This window comes from Ruegeria sp. CDSA079 (genome assembly GCF_059612245.1).
Window position 1 is genome coordinate 17,299 of the sequence record NZ_JBXWQF010000017.1, and the last position, 14,161, is coordinate 31,459.

Annotated in this window: 14 protein-coding genes and 3 pseudogenes; 5 read left to right on the top strand and 12 right to left on the bottom strand. The window is 55.1% G+C overall.

Going from position 1 to position 14,161, the window contains the following annotated elements; genetic code table 11:
• Positions 1 to 3: 3 nt before the first annotated feature.
• Genes AC2FJZ_RS16360 through AC2FJZ_RS16375 form a run of 4 tightly spaced genes read right to left on the bottom strand, consistent with a single transcriptional unit; the run spans position 4 to position 5,073 of the window.
• Positions 4 to 567 (bottom strand): sarcosine oxidase subunit gamma, encoded by a 564-nt coding sequence (locus tag AC2FJZ_RS16360; RefSeq protein WP_496778948.1) that lies wholly within the window; start codon positions 565 to 567, stop codon positions 4 to 6.
• Positions 560 to 3,517 carry a sarcosine oxidase subunit alpha family protein gene (locus AC2FJZ_RS16365; RefSeq protein ID WP_496778949.1) on the bottom strand — a complete coding sequence of 986 codons (2,958 nt, stop codon included), beginning with the start codon at positions 3,515 to 3,517 and terminating at the stop codon, positions 560 to 562. Before AC2FJZ_RS16365 ends, AC2FJZ_RS16360 begins: the two co-directional genes overlap by 8 nt.
• Positions 3,514 to 3,810 carry a sarcosine oxidase subunit delta gene (locus tag AC2FJZ_RS16370; protein ID WP_050604202.1) on the bottom strand — a complete coding sequence of 99 codons (297 nt, stop codon included), beginning with the start codon at positions 3,808 to 3,810 and terminating at the stop codon, positions 3,514 to 3,516. Before AC2FJZ_RS16370 ends, AC2FJZ_RS16365 begins: the two co-directional genes overlap by 4 nt.
• Positions 3,811 to 3,822: 12 nt before the next feature.
• Positions 3,823 to 5,073 carry a sarcosine oxidase subunit beta family protein gene (locus AC2FJZ_RS16375; RefSeq protein ID WP_496778951.1) on the bottom strand — a complete coding sequence of 417 codons (1,251 nt, stop codon included), beginning with the start codon at positions 5,071 to 5,073 and terminating at the stop codon, positions 3,823 to 3,825.
• Between the two features lie 234 nt (positions 5,074 to 5,307).
• Here AC2FJZ_RS16375 and AC2FJZ_RS16380 point away from each other — a divergent pair.
• Positions 5,308 to 5,415 (top strand): annotated as a pseudogene (locus tag AC2FJZ_RS16380) (integrase core domain-containing protein); the annotation flags it as partial.
• Positions 5,416 to 5,883: 468 nt separating this feature from the next.
• Here the strand turns inward: AC2FJZ_RS16380 and AC2FJZ_RS16385 are convergent.
• From AC2FJZ_RS16385 to AC2FJZ_RS16410, 6 genes and pseudogenes are all read right to left on the bottom strand, one after another.
• Positions 5,884 to 6,072 (bottom strand): hypothetical protein, encoded by a 189-nt coding sequence (locus tag AC2FJZ_RS16385; protein ID WP_496778953.1) that lies wholly within the window; start codon positions 6,070 to 6,072, stop codon positions 5,884 to 5,886.
• Positions 6,073 to 6,143: 71 nt separating this feature from the next.
• On the bottom strand, positions 6,144 to 6,443 hold the full coding sequence (locus tag AC2FJZ_RS16390) for a P-loop NTPase family protein (RefSeq protein ID WP_496668886.1): 300 nt from the start codon (positions 6,441 to 6,443) through the stop codon (positions 6,144 to 6,146).
• Between the two features lie 26 nt (positions 6,444 to 6,469).
• Positions 6,470 to 6,625, bottom strand: a pseudogene (locus tag AC2FJZ_RS16395) (alpha-hydroxy-acid oxidizing protein); the annotation flags it as partial.
• A pseudogene (locus AC2FJZ_RS16400) lies at positions 6,625 to 6,804 on the bottom strand (sulfopyruvate decarboxylase subunit beta); the annotation flags it as partial. The pseudogenes AC2FJZ_RS16400 and AC2FJZ_RS16395, both read right to left, overlap by 1 nt.
• 751 nt (positions 6,805 to 7,555) lie before the next feature.
• Complete coding sequence (locus AC2FJZ_RS16405) at positions 7,556 to 7,774, bottom strand: GDCCVxC domain-containing (seleno)protein (RefSeq protein WP_496668830.1); 219 nt, start codon at positions 7,772 to 7,774, stop codon at positions 7,556 to 7,558.
• 4 nt (positions 7,775 to 7,778) lie between these two features.
• Positions 7,779 to 8,102, bottom strand: coding sequence for a hypothetical protein (locus AC2FJZ_RS16410; protein ID WP_496778955.1), 324 nt, complete (start codon positions 8,100 to 8,102; stop codon positions 7,779 to 7,781).
• Between the two features lie 89 nt (positions 8,103 to 8,191).
• Here AC2FJZ_RS16410 and AC2FJZ_RS16415 point away from each other — a divergent pair, with 89 nt between their 5' ends.
• From AC2FJZ_RS16415 to AC2FJZ_RS16425, 3 genes are all read left to right on the top strand, one after another.
• Positions 8,192 to 8,599, top strand: coding sequence for a MerR family transcriptional regulator (locus tag AC2FJZ_RS16415; protein ID WP_496778957.1), 408 nt, complete (start codon positions 8,192 to 8,194; stop codon positions 8,597 to 8,599).
• A gap of 103 nt (positions 8,600 to 8,702) precedes the next feature.
• A complete protein-coding gene (locus AC2FJZ_RS16420; protein ID WP_496778959.1) occupies positions 8,703 to 10,106 on the top strand; it encodes a sensor histidine kinase in 1,404 nt (467 codons plus the stop codon).
• Positions 10,103 to 10,750, top strand: coding sequence for a response regulator (locus AC2FJZ_RS16425; RefSeq protein WP_496778961.1), 648 nt, complete (start codon positions 10,103 to 10,105; stop codon positions 10,748 to 10,750). Before AC2FJZ_RS16420 ends, AC2FJZ_RS16425 begins: the two co-directional genes overlap by 4 nt.
• Before the next feature lie 75 nt (positions 10,751 to 10,825).
• On the opposite strand, the gene AC2FJZ_RS16430 is transcribed toward AC2FJZ_RS16425, so the two are convergent.
• Positions 10,826 to 11,641 carry a hypothetical protein gene (locus AC2FJZ_RS16430; RefSeq protein ID WP_496778963.1) on the bottom strand — a complete coding sequence of 272 codons (816 nt, stop codon included), beginning with the start codon at positions 11,639 to 11,641 and terminating at the stop codon, positions 10,826 to 10,828.
• A 163-nt stretch (positions 11,642 to 11,804) separates the two neighbouring features.
• Positions 11,805 to 12,704, bottom strand: a complete 900-nt coding sequence (locus tag AC2FJZ_RS16435) for a cation diffusion facilitator family transporter (RefSeq protein ID WP_496779039.1) — start codon at positions 12,702 to 12,704, stop codon at positions 11,805 to 11,807.
• A 1,111-nt stretch (positions 12,705 to 13,815) separates the two neighbouring features.
• Here AC2FJZ_RS16435 and AC2FJZ_RS16440 point away from each other — a divergent pair.
• Positions 13,816 to 14,001 carry a hypothetical protein gene (locus AC2FJZ_RS16440; RefSeq protein ID WP_496778965.1) on the top strand — a complete coding sequence of 62 codons (186 nt, stop codon included), beginning with the start codon at positions 13,816 to 13,818 and terminating at the stop codon, positions 13,999 to 14,001.
• Positions 14,002 to 14,161: the final 160 nt, after the last annotated feature.

A 14,161-nucleotide genomic window follows, 5' to 3' on the forward strand; every position in this document is an offset into this window, starting at 1 on the left:
CAGTTAAGCGACTGACCGCGCTGCGGCCACCAGCCCGTGATGCAAGGATCCCGCCGAAGAGCGGGGACCATATACGGCCATCCGGTCGTCTGCCAATCGCTGCAGGAACACGCCCAGATGCTCAGCCGTCGTGCGTATTGCTGCGCCCGGTTTCATGGTGCGCACCGGGGCGTTGCACAGACGCTCAAACAGATCACACAATGCTGCGCCCGCCACGTCAAACCTGCACCAGCCGTCGGTTTGTTCGACGACCGAAGCTTTGTCCCCCAGGCTGCTTTTCAGCTCTGCCGCCAGCAGCTCGTGGCTATCATGCGCGGCGGTGATCATCCATTGGTCAGGCCCCATCCAGAACGCGCTATAAGGTCCAGCCTCGGCACTTTGGCCGACATCCGGCAGCGCCAGTCCGGTCTTGTCGGACATGGCGTCCCTGACAGTTGCGCCCTGATCTGTGCGTGCCGCGACCGAGGCCAGCGCCTGATCCACAACCTCGGTGATGGTGATCGTGCCGATCACGTCCTGACGCGGTGTGTCGCTGCCCAGCGGGGTGATTGGTTTCAATTTATGCACGAAGCTTCTCCCCTTCCGGGTCCACGAAATGAGCGCTGACGATTTCGACCAGAACTTCCTGACCTTCCAGCGGGTTGACCAGACGCAATTGCTCGCCCTTGCGATCGAAACCACCTTTGACATAGCCTAGGGCGATCGAGCTGTTCAGGATCGGCGAAAAAGCCGTCGAGGTGACATATCCCTGATCATGGGCTGCATCGACCGGCCCGGTTATGTTCATCAGGTGCCCGCCTGCCGGAAGGGTGTCCTTGGCATCCACCGGTTTCAGCCCGACCAGAGCAAGCGCATCCGGGGTGTTCATGCCCTCACGACGGCTGAGTACGTTGCCGATACAGTCCTTCTTGGTGCTTACCATGCGGCCAAGGCCAAGGTTCAGGGCCGTTGTCGTCCCGTTCAGCTCGTTGCCCGTCGCGTGGCCCTTTTCGATCCGCATGACGCCCAGCGCCTCGGTGCCGTAGGGAACCACGTCGAACTCTTCACCCGCTTCCATCAGCGCCCGCATCAGGCCGTCGCCATAGCGCGTGGGCACGGCGATTTCGTAAGCCAATTCGCCCGAGAACGAGATACGGAACAGGCGCGCACGCAAGCCACCACACACGGTGATCTCACCGCAGGCCATGAAGGGGAATGCCTCGTTCGAGATGTCGAATTCGGGATCGACAATCTTTTGCAGCAGCTTGCGGCTGTTTGGACCGGCGACCGCATATTGCGCCCACGCTTCGGTGGTCGAGATCAGCTGTACGTCCATATTGGGGCACAGGCACTGACGGACGAATTCCATGTTGCGATAAACCAGAACCGCGTTGGCGGTTGTGGTGGTCACCACAAATTGATCCTCGGCCAGACGCGCGGCGGTACCGTCGTCATAGGCCACGCCATCTTCGCGCAGCATCAGACCATAGCGAACCTTGCCAACCGGCAGTTTTGCAAAGCCGTTTGCATAGATCATGTTCAGGAAAGCGGCAGCATCCGCGCCCTGCACGTCGATCTTGCCCAGTGTGGTCACGTCGCAGACACCGACCGAGTTGCGGGTCTGCAGGACCTCACGGCTCACCGACTGACGCCAATGGGTTTCACCCTTGCGCGGGAACCATTGCGCCCGCAGCCAGTTGCCAACTTCCAGGAATACCGCACCCTGTTCCTCGGCCCATTTGTGGCTGGGGGTCAGGCGGGTCGGGTGGAATTCCTTGCCGACTGCGCGGCCCGCCAACGCACCCATCGCAACGGGCGTATAGGGCGGGCGGAAGATGGTTGTGCCTGTCTCGGGGATCGACTTGCCCGTCAGCTCGGCCATCACCGCCAGCGCGCCCACATTCGAGGTCTTGCCCTGATCCGTCGCCATGCCCAGCGTGGTATAGCGCTTGAGATGCTCGACCGAGGTAAAGTTTTCCTGGTGCGCCAGCTTGACGTCCTTGATGGTCACGTCGTTCTGATAATCCAGCCACGCACGTTTCGCACCTTTGACATGCCAGAACGGCGACAGAGATACGGGTGCGTCCTGAGCCGCGGGCAGGTCTGCCGGGGTCGCAGTGATCCCAAGATCGGAAAGCGCGGTAACGGCGGCATTTGCCCCGCCTTGGAGGGCAGCATCGGTGGTCAGGTCACCCTTTGCGGCACCCGCCACGATCTGACCGACTGGCAGGCCCTCTTCACCCGGAACAAACGCATGGATATCCGCGTTCCAGACCGGACGGCCCCGCTGATGGCAGGTCAGGCCGAGGTTCGGATTCCAGCCGCCCGACATCGCCAGAGCCTCGCAATGCAGATCGCGGGTAAAACCCTTGTCCGTGAGCACCTGAACCGAGGTCAGGCCAAGGCGACCGGATGTGTTGATGATCTCGGCACCTTTCAGAACCTCAGTACCTTCGACATCCGGCGCTTCGGGGCGCGTATCAACGATGGCGGGCACCTTGACGCCCTGCGCAATCAGGTCGCGTGCGGTCTGATGCGCATCGTCATTATTGGCGAAAACCACAACGGATTGCGCAGGTGTCGTGGCCCAGCGATTGACATAGGCGCGCACGGCACCGGCCAGCATGATGCCGGGACGGTCGTTGTTTTCAAACGCAATGGGCCGTTCAATCGCACCCGGCGCGATCAGCGCGCGTTTCGAGTAGATGCGCCACAAGGTCTGACGCGGTTTGCCCTCGGCCGGCATCGCCAGATGATCGGCGTTGCGTTCAACTGCGCCATAGATCCCGTGATCATAAGCTCCGAACACGGTGGTCCGGGGCATCAGGCGCACATTGCCCATGCCCGCCAGTTCGGCCTGAGTTTGCGCAACCCAGTCCGCACCCGACACATCAGCCAAGGCACCGGTTTCAGCGATCAGACGTCCGCCCAGATGAAAATCTTCCTCGGCCAGAATGACCTGTGCGCCCGCGCGTCCGGCGGTTAGCGCTGCGGCCAGACCGGCAGGGCCTGCGCCGACAATCAGAAGATCGCAATGCAGGAAACCCTTGTCGTATGCATCCGGGTCATCTTCCCCAGTCAGGCTACCAAGCCCTGCGGCCTTGCGGATGACAGGTTCGTACAGTTTTTCCCAGAACGCTTTGGGCCACATGAAGGTCTTGTAGTAGAAGCCGGCCGTCAGAAAATTCGAGAACCGGTCATTGATCGCCATAAAATCGCGTTCCAGCGACGGCCAGCGGTTCTGCGAATTCGCGCTCAGCCCGTCATACAGCTCAGCAACCGTGGCGCGGGTATTAGGTTCCTGCCGCCCACCCGAGCGCAGCTCGACCAGTGCGTTGGGTTCTTCGCTGCCTGCGGTCAACACGCCCCGCGGGCGGTGATACTTGAACGACCGCCCCATCAGCCGCACGCCATTGGCCAGCAAGGCCGAGGCCAACGTGTCGCCCTGAAATCCGCTGAAGCTTTTGCCGTCGAACTTGAAGTTCAGGCTGGTGCTGCGGTCGATCAGACCGCCATTCAAACGATTGCCGTTCGTCATTGTGCAGACCTTTCTGCCGCAGCCGCTTTTGCAACGTCGTGGGCCAGTTCGACATTCAGAATTTCGTGGGTCATCGTGTTCCGCGTGACCACCAGCCAGGAACGGTCGCCCTGTTCGTGATACCAAAGCTCGCGATGTTCGCCTGCCGGGTTGTCGCGCAGATACAGATAGTCATGAAATGCGTTTAGCGCGTTCTCCGACTGCCAGTCAGGCCGGTTGATGAGCGTGGCATCCCCCAGATAGGTAAATTCCTGCGCGTCACGCGGGCCAAGCAAAGGATGGTTGATAATCATCTGGTTCGCCTCTCAGTGCAGGTTCGGTTGGGCGCCCTGCCCTTTTTCGTCGATCATGTTTCCGGACATGAAACGGTCCAGCCGATAGGCCGTGGCAACCTCGTGCGGGCGATCGGTTTTCAGCAGATGGGCAAAGCAGTAGCCCGAGGCAGGTGTTGCCTTGAACCCGCCGTAGCACCAGCCGCCGTTGAAATAGAGGCCGTCGATATGGGTCTTGTCGATGAAGGGCGAGCCGTCCATGGACATATCCATAACCCCGCCCCAGCTGCGCAGCAGACGCGCACGACCAAGCGCCGGGATCAGCGACATTCCACTTTCGATCACGTCCTCGACCACCGGCAAATTGCCGCGTTGCGCATAGGTATTGTACATGTCGATGTCACCACCAAACACCAGCCCGCCCTTATCGGACTGGCTGCAATAGAAATGCCCTGCCCCATAGGTGATCACACCGGGGATGAACGGCTTCAGCCCTTCGGAAACAAAGGCCTGCAACACGTGGCTTTCGATGGGCAGACGCATGCCTGCTTTTGCCATGACCCGGCTGGAACTGCCCGCAACTGTCACACCGACCTTCTTGGCACCGATGTAGCCGCGCGTGGTATCGACCCCCAGTACCTTGCCGTTTTCGATACGGAAGCCGGTGACTTCGCAATTCTGAATGATATCCACGCCGCGCATATCGGCGCCACGCGCATACCCCCAGGCGACCGCATCGTGGCGAACTGTACCGCCGCGCCGATGCAACAGGCCACCCTGAATCGGGAACCGCTGGTCGTTGAAGTTCAGGAACGGATACATGGCCCGGACGCCTTCGGTATCCAACAACTCGGCATCCGATCCGTTCAGGATCATCGCATTGCCCCGGCGCCGCGCCGCATCGCGCTGAGCGTCGTTGTGGAAAAGGTTCAGGATTCCGCGTTGGCTGACCATCGCATTATAGTTGAAATCCTGTTCCAGGTTCTCCCACAGTTTCAGCGAAAACTCATAAAACGGCTCGTTTCCGTCCAGTAGATAGTTCGATCGGATGATCGTCGTATTCCGCCCGACATTGCCACCACCGATCCAGCCCTTTTCCAGAACCGCGATACGCGCGCCGCCGAATTCCTTGGCAAGGTAGTAGGCTGTCGACAACCCGTGCCCGCCGCCGCCAATGATAACATAATCATAGGACTCTGCTGGCGCCGCATCGCGCCATTGCTGGGTCCACCCCTTATGCCCGGTCAAGGCTTCTTTGAAGATCCTCAGAGCTGAATAACGCATGAAAGCTCCTGTTCGTTGCAACCTATGACTTGTGCACACTACGGTATATTTTCCAGATGCTGTTTCGGACAGAATTCATCTCAGAACCGACAGAAACAGATTGCACGGCGAAAACGGACCAGTAGACGCCCGCCCAGGACCGCATTACACGCGGAAAAATCAGGCTGCCGCCTGTCCCAAAATCCCTGACGGTGGAAAGATTGCGGTGAAAACTCCAAGGCTTGGTTCAGGGCTGAGTTTCAGGATGGAGAAGTCTTCCACTGCTTCCGAGAGGCGCAGATTTTGATTGAAGGATGGAAGATACACTACAACACCAAATGCCCGCATAATGCTTTGGGATAAGCATTGGCCGGGGAGTGTCTTATTAGACGGTTACTTTCTTATCGAAATAGTCAATCTTAGTTGCTTGATGATAGAAGTGCGCCAGTTGCGCACCCTGTGTTTTTGCGGCTCGTCTTTTATTGCCGCTTCAACATCTGATTTGCAGCGGCTTTCAGGCTTTCATAGCTGTCGCCAGATATACCGGGAATCCGCCCTCTGCCCCCCAGAAACCCGTCAACAGTTTCAGTGATTGCAGCCGTGCTATTGAGATGATGGTTCCAACTCTGATCGCACGACATACAAACGGTGTCAGCGCGCGGCATTGAATTGTGCCGCCAAACTATGCAGCTTGGTCCATCTGAATTTCTCCGTTGCGCAAGAAACAAGCCTTGTCGGAAGTAGACAGATCAAGCGGGTTGGGTAGCCTAACATCCGACAGATCGGGCATAGTCCTGTCGCTGAGATCGAACGAGCGATCAAATTGCAAGATCATGGCACAAAATTGCGCCTGTGACCTTCACGTATCTGCGCAGAGATCTGATCGTCAAGGCTTGGGTTGGTGCGCTTTTGATCCAGAGGTTGGAGGTAACCGATCACGACAACAACCGGTTCACCAAAGTGTTCAAGACGGCTGATAACGTAGTCCGCAGACACCTCGTCCGACGTATCAACAATCATCGCATTTCGTTCGGACTCTGGACCAATCCCAAGAGCCGAGAAACGATCTTCGACGTCTCGCTCATGATAGTCTAGCGTGAAGAAAAACCCTTCCGGCCAAGCTCTGTCGCCCTTGACGCCAATTCGAGCCCAAGGAGAGTTTTGCCGTGATCGGGTATTGCGCCAACAAGGATCAGGTCTCCGGGTACAAGCTGCGACAGGATGGTTGCAACTGGCCCTTTTGTTGTTGAAGACGATGCAAGATGGCTCCAGTTCTGGAACCCTTCTTCGACGGCCTTTTGGTCCAGCGCCTCGTGCAAAGGGATACGTTCCTTGCGTGCCGCGAGTCTGGCTTGTCGTTTCGACCGATAGATTGGGGCGGATAAATGCATGTGCGTTCCTCCTCTTTCGAGCCGCTCGGGCGCAACGTCATTGCGTCCAGCACCGCGCGGTTGCGGGCGGTGCCGGTTTCTTCCCCGGCGGCCCCGTCTGTGTAGTCAAACACCATCCACGGCAGACGTCGCCGGGCCAACCGGCGCGCATCTGCTGCACTGTGAATGGCCTCTGCACCCATCAGGCCTGCACGGATTTCATAAAGCGGTCGCAGATCACCACAGGGTCCATGGTGATGACCGGCATCTTGGCATTGCCGCTTTCGCATTTGCTGACAATGATGGTCATCTGCCTGACATCCAGCGCCTCTTGCAGCACGCGGCCTGTATCTTCGGCCTGACATTCGGTCACACGCTCGCATGTGAATCCCGGAGGCAAAAGGGCCGGTGGAGCGGTTGGTTGATCTGACCGTCTCGGAACAAAATTCCGCGGTCTGACACCTGAGGCGAACGAGCTGAGGGTGGGGAGATGTATTCAGTGGACCTTTATAGCCGGGTGCGGCGTGCGTGCCATGTTGACGGGATGGGGCGTAGAATGACGTAGGCAGCGGCGGCTGCCACGGCGCAAGCGCCGATCAGGAGAAATTCTCGGTTCATGTACTGGTCCTAACCTTACGTAACAGAGTGGAGCCGCAAATTTCTTACAGCACACTGGAACGTGTTCACTGCCGTAAACAGCGTCGGAAATCTGTTTCAAGCGTTAGATGGTCCGTCCGGTTCTTCCGGTTCATTGAGCGTCGAGAAGCTTGTTACCTGCCATGCCAACGCTGCCTCAGACTGGTCAAATGATACTTCGGAATCTGGAAATGTCAGCGCGAGAGCATTACACAGGAATGGATTGCATTCATCAGGCTCCATTCCGTTCGATCCATCCGGGGCGCTATCCATTGGTTCCCCCGAAGCGTGACCATCGTGGCTTTCTTGCATATTTCTGGCCAGGTGGCCATCATAATGCCCATCAACACAATCTTTCGACTCAGATGCGCCGACATTCCCACATCAACAGCCGGCGTTGAGGAACCGCGATGCGAAATCTGACTGAGAGCCCTATTTTGCGCATGCTGCAATCATTCTGACTGGTCATTCATCACAGTCAGCGGTTCTTGGAAAAACTACCCACAACAATTGCCCCCAATCTGAATTGGCGGACATGGTACGGTAGCGTAGGAGCAGAAAACACAGCAATCGCCTTCCTGCGGTTTCAATACTGACTTGCATGACTTGCATTCATAAAACCACTGGCAACAGTCCGTTGGCATTTTTTCAGTTTCGAAGTGCCCACACTCAGGGCAGGTCAATGTGCTTTCGAGCACCACGGATGTATTTGTCATTTTCTCACATCTGCATGATTAGGTAGTCGTTGATTTGAGCTTCGTTGAACACGATAACCCATGCCAACGCAGTGACCGCGGCGCTTCCAGCAAGCCACCACTTCAGGTGCGCCAACGATCCGTTTCGATGGGATACGAACCACGCTGTCGCGACGAATACGGATGAGATGGCCAGCACGTAGTAGCTGGCGGCTGCTATTTTTCCGAATATTGCCACCCAGCTGCCGCCCAAACCCAGCAACATCATGGTCATCGGAAGTACGCAGCACGTCGCGACGCCAAGTGCAGAAAACGACCCCAAGTAAGTGAGGGTTAGGTATTTCTTCATCTTTCGCTCCGGTGGCGCTCAATTCGCTGAGTTGAGTCGTTGACACCTTGGACATATAGCTTCTGTAGTTACTACAGGATCAAGAGGAGATGTTTCACGTGATTGCGATAGGAGAGGCTTCCCGGCAAAGCGGTGTCGGAATCGAAACCATCCGCTACTACGAACGCGAAGGTATCGTGCCGAAGCCAGCACGAGCACTGAACAATCGCCGCCTCTATTCAGCAAGCGATGTCGGCAGACTTCGTTTGCTCAAGAAGTGCCGTGATCTGGGGTTTCCACTCTCCGATGCGAAGGCGCTGTTGGACCTGTCTGAAGGAGGCGACGACGACTGCCGATCCGTAAAAGAAATGGCTGAAGCCCACATAGCCAACGTTCGATGCAAAATCGATGAATTGGAGCGTTTGGAAGGAGCTTTGAGCGAACTCTCTGCCAATTGTGAAACCGGGAATGTTAGCTGCCCAATGCTCGCACGATTACGGATGGTGGAGGACATCTAAATCTCGGGCTGGGCTACAACCCAATTTCCGAGATTAAACTCAGATTGCTTCAGACCAAGGTCGGTGGTGCGCGAAGGGATTGTCGTTCATAGTCGAAAGCGAAATGAGACCGGAGATTTCTGACCTGACAATTGGCAATTGGTCATTGTCGCGAGTTTTTCTTGCGGCCTGCATTGTTGTGATGGGAACAGCCACTGCAATTGTTGGTGTTTGGGTGTCAAATCGGATCGAGAACGCAGTTGTTCAAAATTCTGCCAACTCTGCGGCGTTATATATGGAGAGCATTGTATCCCCTCTTAGCCAGGAACTTGCACACGGCGACCGTCTTTCGGATCAAGCGAGTCGAGCACTGGACGAGATTTTCATGACCCAGCCAATGCGTGACCGCATTGTCTCCTTCAAGTTTTGGAAGCAAGGGGGAGTGATTGCACATGCATCGGATTCAGCCATCATTGGAAGCCGTTTCGATCCAACTGACGATCTAAAGCGAGCATGGGGCGGTGAGATCTCCGGCTCTTTCGAAGAGCTTGATCATGCCGAAAGCGCCGCTGAAGCGGCACTTGGGATACCACTTCTCGAAGTATATAGTCCCATCCGCGAGCTTTGGTCGGGCGAAATCATTGCTGTTGCAGAGTTTTATGAAAAAGCTGAACAGCTGGAAATTGATATGGCCAGAGCCCGGCGAACAAGTTGGTTGGTCGTCGGATCAGCATTTGTGGCAAGTACAATCGTTCTGTTTTCCATCGTGGCAATTGGCGACAACACAATTCGACGGCAGGGGCGCCTTCTAGAGAGGCGTCTGGCAGAAAGTGAACAAATGGCCGAGCAGAATGCCAAGCTGCGGTCGCGCGTGGTCGAAGCGTCAGAACGATATGCCACGCAAACAGATCGGTTTCTTAAAAAACTTGGTTCCGAGCTTCATGATGGTCCCGCTCAATACCTGTCCCTCGCTGCCCTTAGATTAGACGCTGCATTTTCCGACGGCTCCGAAAAGCCCAAAGAGGCCGAAGAAATCCAACAGTCACTGCAGAAGTCCTTGGCTGAAATTCGTGCTTTGTCGCGGGGGCTGTCTGCTCCGGACATCGACAATCTGGCGCTCATGGATGTCGTGAAGAGAGCAATAGAAGATCACTCTGAACATAGTTCATTGCGACCCGATATTTCGCTTCAAGGAAGCCAGGCAACCGAGTTGTCCTTGTCCGACAAATTGTGTGTTTTTCGGTTCCTCCAAGAAACGCTTTCTAACGCTGCGAGATATGCTCCGGGTTCTCAATGCACTGTCACTTGTGAGGCTCAAAGCGACCGTGTCGTCATACATGTCCGCGACGACGGGCCGGGATTTGATCCCTCAGACGACACAGTATTGCGTGACGATGGAGGCCAAGGACTAATGGGTTTGCGAGATCGGGTCGAGAGTATCGGTGGCAGGTTTGAAGTCGCGTCAAGCCCCGGCAACGGCGCTTCAATTGCGATGACACTATTTCCCAGAAAGATGAGTACATCATGACAACATCTGTCATTATTGCGGATGATCATCCGATTTTCAGGGACGGTTTGCACCGTACATTGGACGAAGCCGACGGGTTCGAAGTTCTCGCCGCTGGTTCAAACGCTGAAGAGGCGGTTTCGCTTGTCAGCATTCATCAGCCGGACATAGCCATCCTCGACCTTTCGATGCCTGGCGGCGGCATAAGCGCGACACGCAAAATTGCCGCTATGGCGAACCCGCCCTTCGTCGCAATATTAACGGTCTCTGAGAACAACAGTGACGTCGCGGATGCTTTGGAAGCAGGAGCTATCGGGTACATTGTCAAAGGTGTGACAGCCAGCCAATTGACAGATTCGCTGCACAGCATCGCCGCAGGTGAAGGTTTCGTGTCGCCAGGACTGGCCTCGCGTGTGCTGCTTCAGATCAACAGCGAGGCGGGGATTTCCAAAGACAGAGACGTGCTCAATGATCTCACGCACCGCGAGGAAGACATACTTCGACGTGTGGCGAAGGGGATGAGCAATCGGGAAATAGCAGAACAATTAGACCTGCAGGAAAAAACTGTGAAGCACTACATGACGGCAATCCTATCCAAGCTTCACGCTCGAAATCGGGTAGAAGCCGCTCTAATAGCGCACGACGTTTGGAACAAAGCAGACTAATTGCAATGTCTATTATGGGTTAAGCGGTCTCTCACAATGAGAAACCGCCTATTAAACATCGACCCGAGTTATTGCCTAGTTGGCAACCGACTGCAATCTCCGACGATCAGAGGCAGTTGCGTTTCTCTCAACAACAGTCCGGTTGAATGGGTCCTTCAGCTCGTAGCGGCCAAACTCGATCTCTTCTTTCCAACCGTTGGCATAGTTTACTTCGATGTTGTTGCCCTGGCGTTCTATTTTCGTTGGGCGACTTCCAGCGGCGCCCCCTTGCCCGGATGAGCGCACGTTGTCGATGGAGATATCATCCGCCAAAGATCGAAGCCTTGAGACGTCAGCACCCGTAGCTGGCCGTTCTTCTACGGTTCGATTCTGAGCATTCTTTCTCTCGTACCGACCGTTTTCGATTTCTTCCTTGGTTCCATCGGCGTAGCGCACTTCGATGCCGTTAGCGTTTGTCTCAACCTTTGTGATACCGGCTGAGCTTGATGGCCCGCCCCCCGCTCGGGACTGATCCTTTTTGCCGCTGCCTTGATTTGAACGCTTCGAGTTATCGTCATCATCGTCGTCATCTTTGTCGCGACCGCCTTTACCTGATCCTGAATTGTCGTCACGATCATCGTCCCGGTCGTCGTCACGATCATCGTCGCGATCACCACCACGACCGCTATTGCCTGACCCCGAGTTGTCGTCCCGATCATCGTCACGATCATCATCCCGGTCGTCATCGCGACCATCCCCGTCTTTTCCTTTGCCACTCTTCGCAAACGCATAGGCTGGTTCAATTTGCAGGCGACCGTCCGCGTCAAACTTTGGCACGTAAGGCGTTGCCGCAATCAACGAAGCCAGTGCAGCTGTGCTTAGAAGTTGGCCTAACTTTCTTTGAATTTTCATTTTTGCCTCCAATTCTGTCAGACGCATTTCGCGATGTTGAAGGCAGGCTACGCTAAGCTTTACTCCCCGACATCGGGCTTTGGTCTGATGAATTGCAGGCCAAACGTCTTAGTCAGAATTGCGAAAACGATCAAAATTCATACTGCAGAGGGGTTGAACAGACTTAGTGTGCTTTTGCCCCGCCACCTTTCAATTCGTCATCGGGTTCGAGGTGGATGAAAAAGACAGAACCCGGGTAAATACGTTCCAATGCGTGTTCGATTTCATTGCAGATGTCGTGTGCGGCGCTGACAGACATTGCTCCGTCTACAACAAGGTGAAATTCGACGAAGATGATGTTTGCGGATCTGCGCCCTTTGAGATCGTGGTACTCTAAAGCTGTACCGAGGTTTGCTTCGATTGCTTTAGAGACAGTCTGCAAGTCATGATCCGAAAGGCCCACATCCATCAGGCCATCCACGGAGGCCCGAATAACTTTCCATCCTTCCCACAGGATGTTGAGCGCGACGAGAATTGCCAGGATAGGGTCGAGGATCAGCCAGCCGGTGACAAGCGCAAGTATTAGTCCCACGACAACACCGACTGATGTCATAACATCAGTGAAGATGTGCCGGGAGCTCGCCTCCAATGCAGGCGACCCCTCGCGCCTGCCGATCTTGAGCAACAAGTAAGCCCATGCACCATTCACGCCAGTCGCAATGATATTGATCGCGATTCCAAGCAGCGGCGCATCGTCAAGATGTGGGTCGGGCAGCGCCAGCACCGCCTCTCGGATGATCAAAAAGGCAGCGAGCACAATCAGTATGCCCTCCACGACAGCGGAAAGGTACTCTGCTTTCTTGTGCCCAAAAGGGTGGTTTTCGTCCGGCGGTATGCTGGCAACCCGCACGGCAAAATACGCAAGCAGCGCCGCCACTACGTTCACCGTGGATTCCATCGCGTCTGACAGCAGGGCCACTGAACCAGTCAACCACCAAGCCAGCAGCTTTAGGGCCAGAACGGCAATGGAAATTGGGATGGACCACAGGGCGAATTTTTGTGTCACTTGGCCGCGACCCCCAATCAAACGTCAAAGAAAACCCGGGCGATAGGTGAGTTTACGTGCACAAGATCTAAAACAGGTGTTTGGCAAAAAAGAAATAGAGCCGCTGGGCTTTCTGCCTGCGAACAGAGGGAAACATCCTTGATATCTGCATCGCGACCTCAAACGCCTGTTACTCTGATGGGAACTCACTCTGCGGCACAGGAACGGCTTTGAGATAAACTGCCATCGCCAAACGTTCGTCATCGCTTAAGCGAGCGTTGGTTGAACGCTTATCCAATGTTCTGGCTGCGTGACAAAGCTTGAAAAACGCTCGCGGGGATCGATTTTCCAATCAGCCATCTGGTTGCGGGATCCACGAGGTTTGCATTGAAGCTAGAGTGACAGATTCTTCACAGCTTTCTTCCCACATGTCATCGAGAAAGGCCTTCATATCAAATTCAGGATCTTTCTCACCCAACCACACAAGGCCTTCGCCGCGTTTGCAGCACTAGGCCTCTGCGACAGCAGCGATGCAGAGGACGCGGACTTTAGATCAAAAAATTCTGTGTTTTGGAGCCGTGGACAGCGGCTATGCGGACACAACGGACGTTGAGTGTAAGCGTCGACGCCGAGATCAAATCGCATTGCCTGAGCCGTTGGATCCGCAGTAGATCACAAAGTCTTTGGTATGCTCCCACCGATTGATCTACGTAAGTAGAAAGTTAGCACCTTCAGATCAGAACCGTAACTTGACGCCGCGAACCTGCCCGTGCCGATCAACATGTATTCAAACGCTCCAGTACATAGTGTATCGAAGTAATCCTTGATGAAGAAACTCTATCCAAAGAACAGCGAACTTTTTTCCCAAGGGAGCCAGTCGAAACCCACGTTGGCTCCTGCTATAAGGTCATTGCCGCCTGCGCCAAATCGAATACTTACAACTTCTCTGCCCAATTAGTGCTGTTGTTTGAGGAAGACCTTTGAAGGCAGGTTTATTCTACGCGGCAAAAATCCTCTTAGCTTTTGTTTACCCTCAAGAGACAACATTAACAGAACGTGAACAATGTATTCTCTGAGTGTTCAACCTGTATCACTCATACTGATCCCCGCAGGGCTAAAAAAGTGTCCGGCTTAGTGGAAGGGGAAAAGAATGATCAAGACTGCCGTTGAGGTCGAGCTTTGCATTCCTGCATCGATGCGATCCACAAGTGCCGCCGTTCGCGGTGAACTTTCAAATACCGAAAATTCGAGCAACAATCGCTTCCCTCCTATCGAAAATGCACTGACTGATATCATCAGTAACAAGCGACTTGATGAGGCAAACAGGGACGTCTGATCTGACAATTGGAAGCAAAACACGCTTCCGGGCTACGGCGACCAAATCAGGTAACGACAAAGCCCGCTCCGCAATCGGAGCGGGCTTATTTGTTTGAGTGACTTTGATGCATTCAAAGTCAGGAGAGTGTGATCCAGACTATCCAAACCGAGCGCTACCA

Coding starts and splice junctions, on each gene's coding strand:
- AC2FJZ_RS16365 (WP_496778949.1), bottom strand. CDS start 3,517: ATGACGAACGGCAATCGTTTGAATGGCGGTCTGATCGACCGCAGCACC.
- AC2FJZ_RS16370 (WP_050604202.1), bottom strand. CDS start 3,810: ATGATTATCAACCATCCTTTGCTTGGCCCGCGTGACGCGCAGGAATTT.
- AC2FJZ_RS16375 (WP_496778951.1), bottom strand. CDS start 5,073: ATGCGTTATTCAGCTCTGAGGATCTTCAAAGAAGCCTTGACCGGGCAT.
- AC2FJZ_RS16385 (WP_496778953.1), bottom strand. CDS start 6,072: ATGATTGTTGATACGTCGGACGAGGTGTCTGCGGACTACGTTATCAGC.
- AC2FJZ_RS16390 (WP_496668886.1), bottom strand. CDS start 6,443: ATGCATTTATCCGCCCCAATCTATCGGTCGAAACGACAAGCCAGACTC.
- AC2FJZ_RS16405 (WP_496668830.1), bottom strand. CDS start 7,774: ATGACAAATACATCCGTGGTGCTCGAAAGCACATTGACCTGCCCTGAG.
- AC2FJZ_RS16410 (WP_496778955.1), bottom strand. CDS start 8,102: ATGAAGAAATACCTAACCCTCACTTACTTGGGGTCGTTTTCTGCACTT.
- AC2FJZ_RS16415 (WP_496778957.1), top strand. CDS start 8,192: ATGTTTCACGTGATTGCGATAGGAGAGGCTTCCCGGCAAAGCGGTGTC.
- AC2FJZ_RS16420 (WP_496778959.1), top strand. CDS start 8,703: ATGAGACCGGAGATTTCTGACCTGACAATTGGCAATTGGTCATTGTCG.
- AC2FJZ_RS16425 (WP_496778961.1), top strand. CDS start 10,103: ATGACAACATCTGTCATTATTGCGGATGATCATCCGATTTTCAGGGAC.
- AC2FJZ_RS16430 (WP_496778963.1), bottom strand. CDS start 11,641: ATGAAAATTCAAAGAAAGTTAGGCCAACTTCTAAGCACAGCTGCACTG.
- AC2FJZ_RS16440 (WP_496778965.1), top strand. CDS start 13,816: ATGATCAAGACTGCCGTTGAGGTCGAGCTTTGCATTCCTGCATCGATG.